The sequence below is a fragment of the Elioraea tepida genome, from assembly GCF_019203965.1.
GTDB lineage: Bacteria > Pseudomonadota > Alphaproteobacteria > Acetobacterales > Acetobacteraceae > Elioraea_A > Elioraea_A tepida.
In genome coordinates this window covers 465481-479469 of the sequence record NZ_CP076448.1, presented here as the reverse complement: position 1 = coordinate 479469, position 13989 = coordinate 465481, and the positions used below count along the sequence as shown (strand labels likewise).

General features: G+C 70.5%; 12 protein-coding genes. 5 read left to right on the top strand and 7 right to left on the bottom strand.

Annotated elements, in window-relative coordinates:
• Positions 1 to 24: 24 nt before the first annotated feature.
• The gene (gene parC / locus KO353_RS02305; protein ID WP_218286161.1) at positions 25 to 2262 is read left to right on the top strand and encodes a DNA topoisomerase IV subunit A; all 2238 of its coding nucleotides are present in this window, start codon (positions 25 to 27) and stop codon (positions 2260 to 2262) included.
• Positions 2263 to 2412: 150 nt separating this feature from the next.
• Here the strand turns inward: parC and KO353_RS02300 are convergent, their stop codons facing one another.
• Together KO353_RS02300 and KO353_RS02295 are read right to left on the bottom strand one after the other, a co-directional pair.
• Positions 2413 to 3195: an arginyltransferase gene (locus tag KO353_RS02300; RefSeq protein WP_218286160.1), complete on the bottom strand. Its 783-nt coding sequence runs from the start codon at positions 3193 to 3195 to the stop codon at positions 2413 to 2415.
• Between the two features lie 68 nt (positions 3196 to 3263).
• Entirely contained in the window at positions 3264 to 5624 is a 2361-nt protein-coding gene (locus KO353_RS02295; protein WP_218286159.1) for a penicillin acylase family protein, read from the bottom strand.
• Between the two features lie 160 nt (positions 5625 to 5784).
• Between KO353_RS02295 and KO353_RS02290 the strand changes: the two genes are divergently transcribed.
• The 3 genes from KO353_RS02290 (at position 5785) to KO353_RS02280 (ending at position 7217) form a co-directional block, all read left to right on the top strand.
• A complete protein-coding gene (locus tag KO353_RS02290; protein WP_218286158.1) occupies positions 5785 to 5973 on the top strand; it encodes a hypothetical protein in 189 nt (62 codons plus the stop codon).
• Between the two features lie 128 nt (positions 5974 to 6101).
• Positions 6102 to 6530: a DUF1489 family protein gene (locus KO353_RS02285; protein ID WP_218286157.1), complete on the top strand. Its 429-nt coding sequence runs from the start codon at positions 6102 to 6104 to the stop codon at positions 6528 to 6530.
• Between the two features lie 138 nt (positions 6531 to 6668).
• Positions 6669 to 7217, top strand: a complete 549-nt coding sequence (locus tag KO353_RS02280) for a cysteine dioxygenase family protein (protein ID WP_218286156.1) — start codon at positions 6669 to 6671, stop codon at positions 7215 to 7217.
• A gap of 41 nt (positions 7218 to 7258) precedes the next feature.
• On the opposite strand, the gene KO353_RS02275 is transcribed toward KO353_RS02280, so the two are convergent.
• The 4 genes from KO353_RS02275 to KO353_RS02260 form a co-directional block, all read right to left on the bottom strand.
• Positions 7259 to 8575, bottom strand: coding sequence for a TRAP transporter large permease (locus KO353_RS02275; protein ID WP_235691989.1), 1317 nt, complete (start codon positions 8573 to 8575; stop codon positions 7259 to 7261).
• Entirely contained in the window at positions 8572 to 9078 is a 507-nt protein-coding gene (locus KO353_RS02270; RefSeq protein ID WP_218286155.1) for a TRAP transporter small permease, read from the bottom strand. The genes KO353_RS02275 and KO353_RS02270 overlap by 4 nt, the downstream gene beginning before the upstream one ends.
• Entirely contained in the window at positions 9065 to 10096 is a 1032-nt protein-coding gene (locus KO353_RS02265; RefSeq protein WP_218286154.1) for a TRAP transporter substrate-binding protein, read from the bottom strand. Before KO353_RS02265 ends, KO353_RS02270 begins: the two co-directional genes overlap by 14 nt.
• 62 nt (positions 10097 to 10158) lie before the next feature.
• Complete coding sequence (locus KO353_RS02260) at positions 10159 to 11604, bottom strand: NAD(P)-binding domain-containing protein (protein ID WP_218286153.1); 1446 nt, start codon at positions 11602 to 11604, stop codon at positions 10159 to 10161.
• Positions 11605 to 11854: 250 nt separating this feature from the next.
• Between KO353_RS02260 and KO353_RS16975 the strand changes: the two genes are divergently transcribed.
• Complete coding sequence (locus KO353_RS16975; protein ID WP_407928207.1) at positions 11855 to 12343, top strand: PEP-CTERM sorting domain-containing protein; 489 nt, start codon at positions 11855 to 11857, stop codon at positions 12341 to 12343.
• A 110-nt stretch (positions 12344 to 12453) separates the two neighbouring features.
• On the opposite strand, the gene KO353_RS02250 is transcribed toward KO353_RS16975, so the two are convergent.
• Positions 12454 to 13971, bottom strand: a complete 1518-nt coding sequence (locus KO353_RS02250) for an aldehyde dehydrogenase family protein (RefSeq protein ID WP_218286151.1) — start codon at positions 13969 to 13971, stop codon at positions 12454 to 12456.
• Positions 13972 to 13989: the final 18 nt, after the last annotated feature.

Below are 13989 nucleotides of genomic sequence, written 5' to 3'. Positions count from 1 at the left end.
CGCCTCAGGAGACCGAGTCGCGCCATGCCGATCGACCTCGCGGGAGGAGAGATCCTCGACACCCCGCTCGCCGACGCGCTCGCGGAGCGCTACCTCGCCTATGCGCTCTCGACGATCATGTCGCGGTCGCTGCCCGATGTGCGCGATGGTCTCAAGCCCGTGCACCGCCGGCTGCTGTGGGCCATGCATCAGCTCCGGCTCGACCCGTCCTCGGGCTTCAAGAAATGCGCCCGCGTGGTCGGCGACGTGATCGGCAAGTTCCACCCGCACGGCGATGCCGCCGTCTACGAGGCGCTGGTGCGGCTCGCGCAAGGCTTCGCGCAGCGCTATCCGCTGATCGAGGGGCAGGGGAACTTCGGCAACATCGACGGCGATAACGCCGCGGCCATGCGCTACACCGAAGCGCGCCTGACCGAGGTCGCGCAGGCCCTGCTCGCCGGCATCGAGGAGGATGCGGTCGATTTCCGCGCCACCTATGACGGCGAGGAGAAGGAGCCCGTCGTGCTTCCGGCCGCCTTCCCGAACCTGCTCGCCAACGGCGCGCAGGGGATCGCGGTCGGGATGGCGACCTCGATCCCGCCGCACAATACGGGCGAGCTCTGCGCTGCGGCTCTCCTGCTTATCGAGAAGCCTGACGCCACCACCGAAGAGCTGATGCGGCACGTCAAAGGCCCCGATTTTCCCACGGGCGGCGTGCTCGTCGAGCCGCGCGAGGCCATGCTCGCCGCCTACGAGACGGGCCGCGGTTCGTTCCGGCTGCGTGCGAAATGGCACGTCGAGGAGGGCAAGTACGGCACCTGGCGCGTGGTCGTGACCGAGATCCCGTGGCTCGTGCAAAAGGCACGCCTTGTGGAGCAGATCGCGCAGGCGATGGAGGAGAGGAAACTGCCTCTGCTCGGCGACCTGCGCGACGAGAGCACCGATGCGGTTCGGCTCGTGCTCGAGCCGCGGTCGAAGACGGTCGACCCCGGGGTGCTGATGGAGAGCCTGTTCCGGGCGACCGCTCTCGAAAGCCGCATCTCCTTGAACCTCAACGTTCTCGATGCGACGCGCACGCCGCGGGTTATGTCGCTGAAGGAGGCGCTGCGCGCCTGGCTCGACCATCGCCATGCCGTGCTCGAGCGCGTCTCGCGCCACCGGCTTGCCGCCGCCGAGCGCCGGATCGAGGTGCTCGAGGGCCAGCTCGCGGTCTATCTCAACCTCGACGAGGTGATCCGCATCATCCGCACCGAAGAAGAGCCGAAGCCCGTTCTGATGGCCCGCTTCTCGCTCTCCGAGGTGCAGGCGGAGGCGATCCTCAACATGCGGCTGCGCAGCCTGCGCCGGCTTGAGGAGATGGAGATCCGCAAGGAGCACAAGGCGCTCGCGGCCGAACGGAAGCGCCTGCGCTCCCTGCTTGGGTCGGAGAAGGAGCGTTGGGCCGCGATCGCTGCCGAGATCGAGGCAATGCGCACACGCTTCGCCTCAGGCCCGCTCGGGGCGCGACGCACCCGCCTTGCCGAGGCCCCGCCGCCCGCTGCGGAGGCGGTCGAGGCGGCGCTCGCGGTGCGCGAGCCCGTCACCGTGGTCTGCTCCGAAAAGGGCTGGATCCGCGCGCTGAAGGGGCACCTCGCTGACATCGCGGGGCTGAAGTTCAAAGAGGGCGACCGTCTGTTCGCCGCTGTGCCCGCCTGGACCACCGATCGTCTTCTTGCCTTCGGAACGAACGGCCGTGCCTACACGATCGCGGTGGACCGCCTGCCCGGCGGGCGTGGCGACGGGGTGCCGATACGGTTACTGATCGACCTGCCGAATGACGCCACCCTCATCGGGCTCAGGGTTCAGCCGGCGGAAGGGCGTTTCCTTGTCGCGGGAGCGAAGGGGCGCGGCTTCATTGTCCCGGCGGAAGAGCTCGTCGCCGCAACGAAGGCGGGAAAGCAGGTGCTCGCGCTCGATCTGGGCGAAGAGGCGGTGGTGTGCGCGCCCGTGCCGGAGGGCGCCGACCATGTCGCGACGATCGGCGAGAACCGCAAACTCCTCATCTTCCCGCTCGATGAGCTTCCCGTTCTGGCCAAGGGGCGCGGCGTTGCGCTGCAGAAGTTCAAGCAAGGAGGGCTTGCCGACGCGAAGCCCTTCGCTCTCGGCGAGGGGCTTGCGGTGCGGCTCGGCGAGAGCCGCGTGAGCGTGCGCACGAAGGGGGAGCTCGCCGAATGGCTCGGCCATCGGGCCGGAGCGGGGCGGCTGCCGTGGAGGGGGTTCCCGTCCTCCGGGCGCTTTGGCTGAGCGGATCGGCGAGATCGGCGCCGGCGCCGACGGTTCCGCGGCGAGACGGTCCGCGGTTCCGACGCCGTCGACAGCCGGGCGGGAGCCGACACTGCAACGGCCGCAACCGGTTCGCCTGAAGCGCCACCCCGCGTCGGGCGGGCGGCAGCGTCAGCCTGCCGTGAGGCGTTCGGAAAATGCCGGGGGCGGCGCCGGGCCGTGCGCCACCTCGTCCTCGGCGAGGCGGCGCCACTGCCCGCCCCAGAGGATCTCGACCGGCCTGAACCTCGCCTTGTAGGCCATCTTCCGGCTCTGGGGCACCCAGTAGCCGAGATAGACATGCGGCAGGTCGAGCGCGAGCGTGCGGCGGACGAGCCAGAGGATCATGAAGGTGCCGAGCGAGCGTGCGGCGTGTCTCGGGTCGAAGAAGGAATAGACGGCCGAGAGCCCGTCCGACAGCCGGTCGGTAAGGCAGGCGGCGACCAGCGTGTCGTCGGGGTCGCGGAACTCGACGACGCAGGTCTCGATCGGCGTGTCCTCGACCATCGCGCGGAAGTCGTAGAAGCCCATCGCCGCCATGTCGCCCTCGGCGTGGCGCGCCGCCTGGTAGCGCTGGAATAGGGCGAACTGCTCGGTGGTGGCGCGCGGCGGCACCTCGAAGCCTTCGACCGCCGCGTTGGCGGCGGCGATTCGCCGCTGGGTGCGCGAGGGTGTGAAGCCGCGCGCGTCGATCCGGATAGGGATGCAGGCCTGGCAGCCGGGGCAGACGGGGGCGTAGGCGATGTTGTGGCTGCGCCGAAATCCGGCGCGCGAGAGCCGGTCGTGCAGCGCCTCGGCGTCGGCGCCGGTGAGCTCGGTGACGAGCTTCCGCTCCAGCCTGTTCTCGAGATAGGGGCAGGGAAGCGGCGCGGTGGTGTAGAAGAATTGCGGGCGGCGGAACGTCTTCTGCAACATCAGTCGCCTAGTGTTCCGGAACCGCGCGGCGTCGGTCAATCGCGCCGTCGCCCCGTCACCTCTCCGTCTCATCTTCCCGGCCGGAGCAGGATCCGCCCCGTCTCGCCGTCGGGGGTCGCGGTCAGGCGCAAGGTGGCACCCGAGCCCCAGAGCGGGGTGAGGTCACGATAGTGCGGGCTCAACGGGTGCCCCGACTGGCCGGTGGCGATGATGAAGCGCGAGCGGTCGAGATCGGCAAGGTCGTAGACGCCGCGATAGCCCGCCCCGTGGATGTTCTCGTAAGGGGCGGAGCCGGAGAGGCGAATGCCAGCACGCATCACCGTGTGGCTGTCGCCGCCGGTCTCGAGCACCGTTCCGAACCACGGGCCGATGACGGGGACGAACCGCATCAGCGGGTGCTGGAACCGGACCATGTGCACCGCCCCCCAGCGCCAGCGCTCGATCTCCGCCCCGTGGGCCTCGGTGAGCTCGGCGAGAGCAGCGGTCAAGGCGGAGGAGAGAAGACGATGGCATCCGCCCTCGCCGCACCAGTGCCTGCCGTCGCGCAGCACGAAGAGCAGGAACTCTGCTGAGCTTTCCCGGAACGCCTCCTGGTCGGGGCCGAGGGCCCCTGCAGCGATCCGCCGCCCGATCTGCCGCACCCACGCTGAATAGATCAGCGGCTCGGGCCGGTCGGCGGCCATCGTCCCGTCCCAGGCCCTCAGACGGGCGAGAGCGGACGCGGCGCGCGGGTCCGACGGCGGGTCGATCGTGGTCATCAACGGCAAGAGAGCGCGGGCGGCGAGGCTCACCTCGTCCATCTGGATCGCCGCCATCGTCTCAGCGGTCTGCGCCGGCTCGGCCTCGAGCCGCTCGAGGATCCGGCGGAAGCGCCAGTCGCCCCACCAGTCCCGGCCGAGGAAGACAGGGAAGTCGTCCGGCACCACGCGGTTGTTGGCGTTGACGATCCGCCCCGAGGGAGGGTCGACGAAGCGCGGCAGCGCCTCGTAGGGAGCAAAGCCGAGCCAGTCATGGCTTCCGTCCCAACCGGGGGCGGGGAAGGCGCCGTCGCCGGCCCGGCGGACCGGCACGCGCGCGGGCAGGATCATGCCCATGCGCCCAGCGCGGTCGGCGATCACGATGTTCTGCTGCGGCGCGCCGATGCTCGCGACCGCCGTCTCGGCCTCGGCGAAACTCGAGGCTCGGTTCAGACGGTGCAGCGCCGCGGCGGCCTGATCGCCTGGAAAGAGGGCCGTCATCGCCACCGCGAGCACATGGCCCTCGGGCGTCCCAGGGGTCGGGTCGAGGTCGGAGAGAACCGGGCCGTGGCGCGTCGCACGCACGCGAAGCGTCACCTCTTTGCCGAAGCGGACGCGGACGCGCTCCTCCCGAACCGTGAAGGGGCGGGGCCCGTCCGGCGTGACGTAGCGGTCGGGGCCGTCGAGACGCTCGATGAACACGTCCTGCGTGTCGCTGTGCGTGGTCGTCATACCCCAGGCGATCGCGTGGTTCCGGCCGAGCACGAGGAACGGCACGCCGGGAGCGAACGCGCCCGCGAGCGTGAGCCCCGGCGCCTCGACGCGCGCGAGGTGCCACTGGATCGGCTGGGCGAAGGCCAGATGCGGGTCATTGGCAAGCAGCGGCAGGGAGGTGGCCGAACGCTCTCCGGTCACCGCCCAGACATTGGAGGCCGACGGCGGAACCGGAGCGTCCTCGCCGAACGCCGGCAGGGCGGCGAGAAGGCGCGACAGATGCGCGCCGAGGTCGGGAAGGGAGGCGACCGGGTTGCCCTCGCTCCGGTCGCGCGGCCACAGCTCGTCGATCCGCTCGCGTGGAAGCATCGTCGCGAGCCTCAGCCGGGCGAGTTCCGTGCGTGCGTTCCCCGAGAGGAACACGGCCATCATCTTGCCCCAGAGAAGGCTGTCGGTTTCGCGCCACGGCTCGGGCGTGTGGCCGATGATCACGAATTCGGGGGCCGACCAGCGCCCCTTGCGCGCGATCCACGCGTTCACCCCGCGCGCATACGCCGCGAGTGCGGCGCGCGTCTCCTCGGGTAGACCCGCGAAATCCTCGCGTGCCGCCTGCTCGAGGCCGAGCAGCCGGACGTAGCGGTCGAGTCTCAGCCCCGGCGCGCCGATCAGCTCCGAAAGCCGCCCCGAGGCGCTGCGCCGCATCAGCTCCATCTGGAACATCCGGTCGCGCGCGTGCAGCCAGCCGATCGCCGCCCAGGCATCGGCCTCCGATCCGGCGCGGACGTACGGGATCCCGTGCCGGTCGAGCGTCACCTCGACCGGGGCGGAGAGGCCCGGGATCTCGGCTTCGGCGCGCTGCGGGGGAAGGGTGACGCGAAGCACCACCCACCCGGCAGCGAGCGCGAGAACCGGGAGAGCGACGGCGAGGGCGAGCAGGGCGAGAAGGAGGCGGCGGGCGAGGCGAACCAGCTTCGGCATGCCGACGAGATGCCACAGGAGAGCCGCAAGGTAAGGGGGGCTCGGCGTCGCCTCGCCGTGCGGCGGGTCACGTGCGCGTCATCGGCACATCGCCGACAGCGGCATGCCACAGGCCTGACACATCCGTCCCCAAGCGTGGTCGCCGGAGGGGGAGAACGCGATGCGGCTCTGGACGGCGTTGCTCGGTGCTTGGCTCGCGGCCGGAAGCGGCACGTCGGGGGAAGGGGGAAGCATGCGTGACCCTGTCCGCCCGAGCCTCGACCCGCACCCGCTGCCCGCGGCCGAGCAGGGTGCCGGCGACGCGAGCCAGAGGGCAACCATGACGGCGCGAGGCGCGCGCTCTGCCTGAGCGCCGACGCGGGCGCTGATCGCCACGCTTGCCTGCGGGAACCGTCAGGGGCGCAGGGCGGCCAAGCCCTGGCCGATGCGCGCTCGCGCGCGGCTTGCGAATCCCCGCCGCGGGGCCATGCTCAACGCATGCTCCATCTTCTCAAGCTCGCGGCCGGCTGCGCCACGGTCGAAGACCTCGCCGACCGGCAGACGGCCCGGGCGAAGGCAGACCCGCCGCTTCGACACCACACGCGCAGCTTCCCCCGCCGGGCGGAGGAGATCGCAGGCCGAGGCTCGATCTTTTGGGTGATCGGCGGCTTCGTCCAGGTTCGGCAGAGGATCACGGCGATCGGCCCCGACCTGTGGGACGACGGCTCTCCGTGTTGCGCGCTCCACCTGGACCCGGTCCTCGTTCCGGTCGAGCCGAGGCCGGTGAAACCGTTCCAGGGCTGGCGCTATCTCGAGGCCTCCGAGGCGCCGCCCGACGTCGCGCGCGGGGCGAGGGCGTCGGCGAAGGGGCTTGCGGCGATGTCCGCGCGGATGCGGCAGGAGCTCGCCGAGCTCGGGCTGATCTGACACGGCCTCGGGACGCCCGTCTGCGGCGGCCCGCTTCGTCCCGTTCCGACTGTCCGGCGTGCCCGTTCCGCAACAGCGGCGCGCGACGTCCTGCCTCGGCCCGTCTAGACTGGGCGCAACACGACGAGGGAGGAGCCGATGTTCGATCTCGACCGCTTCATCGCCGAGTGTGAGGAGGCCGTGCGCGGCGGCGACGGCCAGCGCGCGGTGCGCGAGCTCGTTGCCCGCGCGGTGTCGGAGCCGGGCGCGGTGCTGCGTGGGCTCGGCGAGCCGAAGCGTGCCGGGCTGAACACCCTCTACCGCTCCGAGAGGCTGACGATCCTGAACCTCGTCTGGGGCCCCTACATGACGCTGCCGCCGCACAACCACGGGATGTGGGCGGTGATCGGCCTCTATACGGGCCGCGAGGACAACATCTTCTGGCGTCGGATCGAGGAGGACGGGGCCTCGCGTGTCGAGGCGGCGGGGGCGAACGCGCTCTCGGCCGGAGAGGCCGTGCCGCTCGGCAAGGACATCATCCATTCCGTTCTCAACCCGATCCCCCGCCTCACCGGGGCGCTGCACGTCTATGGCGGGGATTTCTTCCGCCCGGGCCGGAGCGAGTGGGACGCCGAGACGCTGCGCGAGAGGCCGTACGACGCCGAGCGGACGCGCGCCCTGTTCGAGGCCTCGAACGCGACGCGCTGACGCGCCCGCTCCGCGGGCGGGTGACACGCTCCCCGCCGGCGTCAGCTGAGACCGGGAAGCCAGAGCGAGAGGCCCGGGAAGGCGACAAGAAGCACGAGACGGACGACATCGGAGGCGCAGAAGCCGAGCACGCCGCGCCACGTCTCGGTGATCGGCACGTCCTTCGAGAGCGCGTTGATCACGAACAGGTTTAGGCCGAACGGAGGCGAGATCATCCCGACTTCGACCGCGACCAGGACGAGGATCCCGAACCAGACGAGAACCTGCGCGTGGCTGAGCCCGAAATCGAGCGCGAGCATCACCGGAACGAACACGGGAAGCGTCAGCAGCACCATCGCGAGGCTCTCCATCGCGCAGCCGAGCACGAGGTAGAGCACGAGGATGATGGCAAGCACCGTCACCGGAGCGAGGCCGAGCGAGACCACCCAGGACGAGACGAAGGCCGGCAGGCGTGAGAGGGCGAGCGCGGCCGAGAACAGCTCGGCGCCAAGCAGGATGAGGAACATCAGCGCCGTGGTCTCGGCCGTCGCGAGCAGGCTTTCGACGAACTGCCGCCCCCGCATGCCGCCGACCAGGACCGCCAGCAGCCCCACCGCTGCGGCGCCGACCGCCGCTCCCTCCGTCGGCGAGAACCAGCCTGCGTAGATGCCGAGGACGACCAGCAGGAACACCGACGCCGCGGGCCAGACCTCGCGGCTTTCGGCGAAGCGCGTGGCAAGCGGAAGGCGCGGCGAGGGCGGCGCGGCGTCGGGCGCGAGTCGGGCGTAGAGGTTCACGACCAGCATGTAGCCCGCGGTCGCAAGCAGGCCCGGGATCACCGCAGCGATGAACAGGTTGCCGATCGATTGCTCGGTGTAGATCGCGTAGATGACGAGGATCACCGAGGGCGGGATCAGGATGCCGAGCGTGCCACCAGCGGCGAGCGTTCCGGTCGCGAGCGCCGGCGAGTAGCCGGCACGCCGCATCTCGGGGCCCGCCACCTGGCTCATCGTCGCGGCGGTCGCGAGCGAGGAGCCGCAAATCGCCCCGAAGGCGGCGCAGCCGCCGATGGTCGCGACCGCGAGCCCGCCGCGCCAGTGCCCGAACCAGGCGCGCGCGGCGCGGAACAGGGCGGCGTTCATCCCCCCCTTGGTGGCGAACTCGCCCATCAGCAGAAAGAGCGGGATGACCGAGAGCGTATAGGAGGAGAAGCGCGAGAACGGCAGCGTCTTGAGCGTGTTCAGAAGCGGCCACAGCCCGCTGATCGCGGCATAGCCCGCACCGCCCGCAAGCAGCATCGCGACACCGACCGGCACGCGCGCCAGAAGAAGCAGCGCGATGGCCGCGAACATCGCGATGCCGACCTCGAGCGGGCTCACGGGCGGGGTGTCGACGGTGCAGGATCGAGCCGGGCGACCGACTGCGCGAGCGCGATCATGGTCCACAGAACCATGCCGATCGCCGCCGCGGCGTAGCCCCACCAGAGGGGGAGCTCGAGGAACATCGTCTGCCGCCCACGCTCATGCGCATCGAGCCCACCCTGGATGAGCCGCCAGGCGAGCAGGGCGACGACGAGCGCAACCATGAGCCCCGCCGCCCGGTCGAGCGCACGGCGCACCGGCTCCGGGGCACGCGCAGTGAACACCTCGAGCCGGACATGGGCGCGGCGGGCCTGACACCAGGGCATGAACCAGGCGATGGCGACGCCAACCAGAAGCTCAACGAGCTCCGTATCGCCGAGGATCGCGCGACCGAAGGCGGCGCGGCCGACGGAGGCGACCGTCACCGCCATGGCGGCGACGAGCAGCACGCCGCCCGCGATCGCGAGCGCCCGTGCCGCCCGGTCGAGAAGCCCGACGCCCGCCGCCTCAGGCCCGCCCATACTTGGCAGTGATGGCCATCAGGTCGTCGAACATCTGCTGGCCCGGACGACCGAGGCGGTTCATTTCGCGGATCCAGGTCTGGTAGACGGGCTGCGCCGCGGCCACCCAGCGCGCGCGCTCCTGTGGCGAGATGGTGATGATCTCGTTGCCAGGGGCGTCGCGGTTGGCGGCGATCGCCGGGGCGGTCTGGCTGTCCCAGATCTCGCCCATCTTCTTCGCGTAGTTGATCCCGCTGTTGGCATCGATCACGGCGCGAAGGTCGGGGGGCAGGCGCTCGTAAGAGCGCCGGTTCATCAGGGTCAGAAGCATGCCCTGGAACACCGCCGTGTCGGTGTGATACTTGGCGACCTCGAAGAAACGATACGGAAGCGTGATGGCCCAGTTGATCATCATGCCGTCGACTTGGCCGCGCGCGAGCGCCTCGTAGACGCCAGGGAGCGGGATCCCGACCGGGGTCGCGCCGAAGGCGCTGACCGTCTCGCCGATGAACCGCCCCGCGACCCGGATCCTGAGGCCGCGGAAGTCCTCGAGCGTGCGGATGGGGCGGCGGGTGGTGTGCACCACCGAGCGGTCGGTCGAATGGATGCAGATGATCTTGAAGGCGCGGTATTCGGTGTCGGCGAGGTGCTTCTCGGCGAACTCCATCGCCGCCGGGCTCATCGTCGCCGAGGTGCCGGTGTTCACGAACGGAAGCTCGAGCCCCTCGGTGCCGGGGAACCGGCCGGGGCTGAAGCCCGCGACCGTCCAGATGATGTCGACGACCCCATCCTCCGCCTGCTGCACGAGGTCGCGCGCCTGGCCGCCGAGCTGCAGAGCCGGATAGACCTCGACCTTGATCCGGCCACCGCTTTCGCGCCCGACCGTCTCGGCCCAGCGGTCGAGGTGCATCGTGTGGTCGAGAGCGGTCGGCGAGCTGAAGGAGTGCAGCCGGAACGTGAAGGTCTGGGCAGATGCCCTCGTGCTGGGCAGCACGGCAGGGGCGGCGAGGGCGGAGGCGAGGAGGGTTCTGCGGTACATGCGCTGTCTCTCCGGAGTGCTCATGAGGGTCACGTCAGGGGGTGCACGCGGCGTGCCAAGTGTCAGGCCTCGCCGGGCAGGGTGAACTCCGGCGTGTCGTACGCGACCAGGGCCTGATAGTGCGCCTCGGCATCGGCCGCGAACAGGTCGGAGACGATCGCCTGGGCGAGGCGGGGGGCGGCGAACTTCATCGCGTTGATCGAGCTTCCGGAAGGCCCGAAGCTGACTGTCGCCGCGAAGCTGAAGAGGTGCACGTCCTTGAGCCAGGGGGCGGTGCCGGGGGTGCGCTCGGTCAAGGCGAAGCCCGGGCTGAGATAGGGGAAGCGGGCAAGCCGCGGGTTCGCCTCCGCCTCGGGCGGGCGGTAGCGGTCACCCCAGGTGGCGATCAGCGGCGCGTGCGGGGCAAGAGCGGGGAGGGCGGCGAGGTCCATCTCGAAGCCCGTGCCGCAGATGACGAAATCGGCCCGGAGCGGGCCCGAGGGCGTGTCGATCTCGACCTGCTGGTCTCGGCCGTCGCCGATCGCGCGCGCGCCGAGCCAGGGCGTTCCCGTGCGCAGGGTGAAGCCCGCGTGGCGCGAGGCGCGCTCCCAGGTCTCGCGGGGGAAGGCCTCGCGCAGCGTCAGGAGGTGGTTCATCCACCGCCACCGCTCGGCATCGGGGAGCTGGGGGAAGCCGCGGAAGAAGCCGGCATAGGAGATCTGCTTGTAGGGCTGGAGGCGCTGCAGCACCGGCCGCCGGCAGCAGAGGGTGACGCGCGCGCCGTGTTCGAGCGCGGTCGCGGCATTGTCGAAGGCCGAGGCGCCGGCGCCCAAGACCGCGACGTGCTTGCCCCTGAGCGCTGCGAAATCGATCGCGTCTGCAGTGTGGGCCCGGAGATGGGGGGGCAGGGCGGCGATGAAGTCCGGCATCCACCAGCGCCCCGGCGTCTCGATCCCCGTGGCGAGCACGACCTTTCGTGCGATGAGGGTGCGCTCCTCCGCATCGTCGCGCACGCGCGCGGCAAGGCCGTCCGCGCAGGGATCAAGGGCGAGCAGCTCAACGCCGTTCCGCACCGGAAGCGACAACACGCGGCGATACCACGCGAGGTAGTCCGCCCACATCTCCTTCGGGATCTTGTTCAGGGCCGCGAAGGCCGACTCCCCCCACTGTGCCTCGAACCAGGACTGGAAGGTGAGCGAGGGGATGTCCAGGTCAGGCCCGGTCACGGTCTTCCACGACCGCAGCGTGATCATGCGGGCGTAGTCGCGCCAGGGGCCTTCCGCCCCGGCCGGCTTGCGGTCGATCGCGAGGATGTTGGTGACGCGGTCGCGCTTCAGGGCGAAGAGGGTGACGAGCCCGCCCTGGCCCGCTCCGACCACGAGCACATCGAGCATGCGCTCGCCCGTCGCGGTGACGCGGGGCGGCACCCATTCCGGCTCGGGATAGGCGATCAGGGCGAGGTCGCGTCTGACGCGCGCCTCGAGTGCGGCGAGTCCGAGCGCGGCATCGGTTCCAGGGGGTGCGTCCATGGTCTCCTCGGATGGTGTCTGAAGATGTCGTGCCAAGGCGAGAGCGGGCAAGCCCGACGGAGCGGGAACGACGAAGCTGGATGCGAAAGGACCCTCGCGTGCCGGTTCTGGCTCGGCCCAAGCGAGGCGCGGGCCGATGGCGCCAAGTGTACACTTTTTGAGCTGTGCAGAGATGAAAAAGATGCATAGAAAAAGCTACACACTGTCGGTATAGAGATGCTACCAAGGGTTTAACGCACCGGGGCAGGTCATGCCGATCCGCTGTTTCTGGGTGCTCAGGCCGCGCAGGGCGTCATCATGGGTGCCGGCGGCTGCAACAGTGTCGCGACCGGTGCGCCCCGTCCGGCGTACTGCGATCGCCACCACGGCTGCGGTCAGGCCACGCGCTGCCGCCGTTCTAACCCTCGTCTGTGTCGCCACCGGCGTTCCGCCTCTGATCGCTGCCGCTCTGCGAGAACCGGCGGTGGCGCCGCCGCCGGTAATTGCCTCCGCTCCAACACCGGGCCTTCTGTTCCCCTTGGCTGGTGCTCCCCTGGTGTTCTCCGACGGCGGGGGAGGCGGTCTGTCGCCCGGGGGCGGCGAGACGGGAGGCGGTGGCCCTGGCGGCGGTCCCGGAGGAGGGTCAGGCGATGGGCCAGGCGGCGGGGGCGGAACGCCGGTGCCTGAGCCGGCGGGCTTGGGCCTCCTAGGGGTCGCCGTCGCGGCGCTCGCGCTTTTGCGCCGCCGTCGCAGCGGCTAGAGCCGGTCCGACCCAGCCGGGGCACCGCGCAGCGCCACTTTCCGCGTCCGCCAGCCGTCGCGGCGCGGCATACAGCGGCCGTCGAGCCGGCCTCTGGCTGTCGGCGGGGCTCAGGCCATGTTCACCATGATCGTCTTCTTGTGCATGAAGTGCTCGAGCATCGCCTCGAGCGAGGCCTCCTTGCCGAGCCCAGAGCTCTTGATGCCGCCATAGCTCAGGTTCGCCTGAACCACGAGGTTCTGGTTGATCTGCACAAGCCCCGCCTCGAGCGCGTGCGCCATCCTGAGGCCGATCTTCAGGTTGTTGGTCCACACCGAGGCGGCGAGGCCGTAGTCACTGTCATTCGCCTCCTCGAGCACCGCCTCCCAGTCGCGGAACGGGAACAGGACCGTGACGGGGCCGAAGATCTCCTCGCGCACGAGCCGGCTCGTCCGCGGCAGGCCGAAGAAGATGTGCGGCCGGATGAACAGGCCCTTGGCGAGTGCCGGGTCGGTCGGCAGGGCCGAGCAGGCGCGCGCCGTCGCCCCCGGCGTGGCGAGCCCCTCGTCGATAAAGGCCTTCACCTTCTCGAACTGGGCTCTGCTGATGATCGTTCCGATGTCGGTGCGCTCGTCCAGCGGGTCCCCCATCACCATAGCGTCCACCTTCGCGGCAAGCGCCGCGGCGAAGGCGTCGAAGATCCGCTCGTGCACGTAGATCCGGCTCGCCGCCGTGCAGCTCTGCCCCTGCCGGGTAAAGCGCATCGAGGTGATCGCGCCGGCAACCGTCCGCTCGAGGTCGGCGTCGTCGAACACGATCATCGGGCTTTTGCCGCCGAGCTCGAGCGTGACCGGAATGATCTTCCGCGCCGCCGCCTGGCCGACGACCCGCCCGACCTCGACCGAGCCGGTGAACGTCACCTTCCGCACCTTCGGGTGCTCGACGAGCGGCGCGCCGCACTCGGGGCCGAAGCCGGAGAGGATGTTGACGAGGCCAGGGGGCAACAGCCGGTTGAGGATCTCGCACACGCGCAGAACCGCAAGCGGCGCCTCCTCGGCCGATTTCACCACCACCGCATTGCCGGCGACGAGGGCGGGCGCGACCTTCAGTGCCATCAGAAGCATCGGCACATTCCAGGGAATGATCGCGCCGACCACCCCGAGCGGCTCGCGGATCGTCAGCAACAGAACGTCGGGGTGGAATGGAACCGTCTCGCCCTTCAGCTCCGACCCGAGCCCGCCGTAGAAGGCGAAGATGTCGGCAAGAACCTGCGCCTCGACCCGGCTCTCGGTGCGCAACGCCTTGCCGGTCTCGAGAGCGATCAGACGCCCGAGCTCCTCGACATGGTCAAGAAGCGCGCGCGCGCAGGCGCCAACGAGCTCGCCGCGCTTGCGGGCGGGGACCTTCGCCCAGGCCTTCTGCGCGACGGCGGCGGCCGCGACCGCACGGTCGACATCCGCCGCGTCGCCCTCCGCGGCGGTCGCCACCTCCTCGCCGGTCGCCGGGTTCACCACTGGGAAGGTCCTGCCCGAGAGGGCAGGCACGAGTGCGCCATCGATCAGATGCACCCCGGAAAGGGAGCGGGCGAGGGCGCGCTCATCGAGCGTCGGCGCGGCGGGCACGCGGCCTGCGACGAGGGTGTCCGGCATGGGCTTGATCCTCCCCGG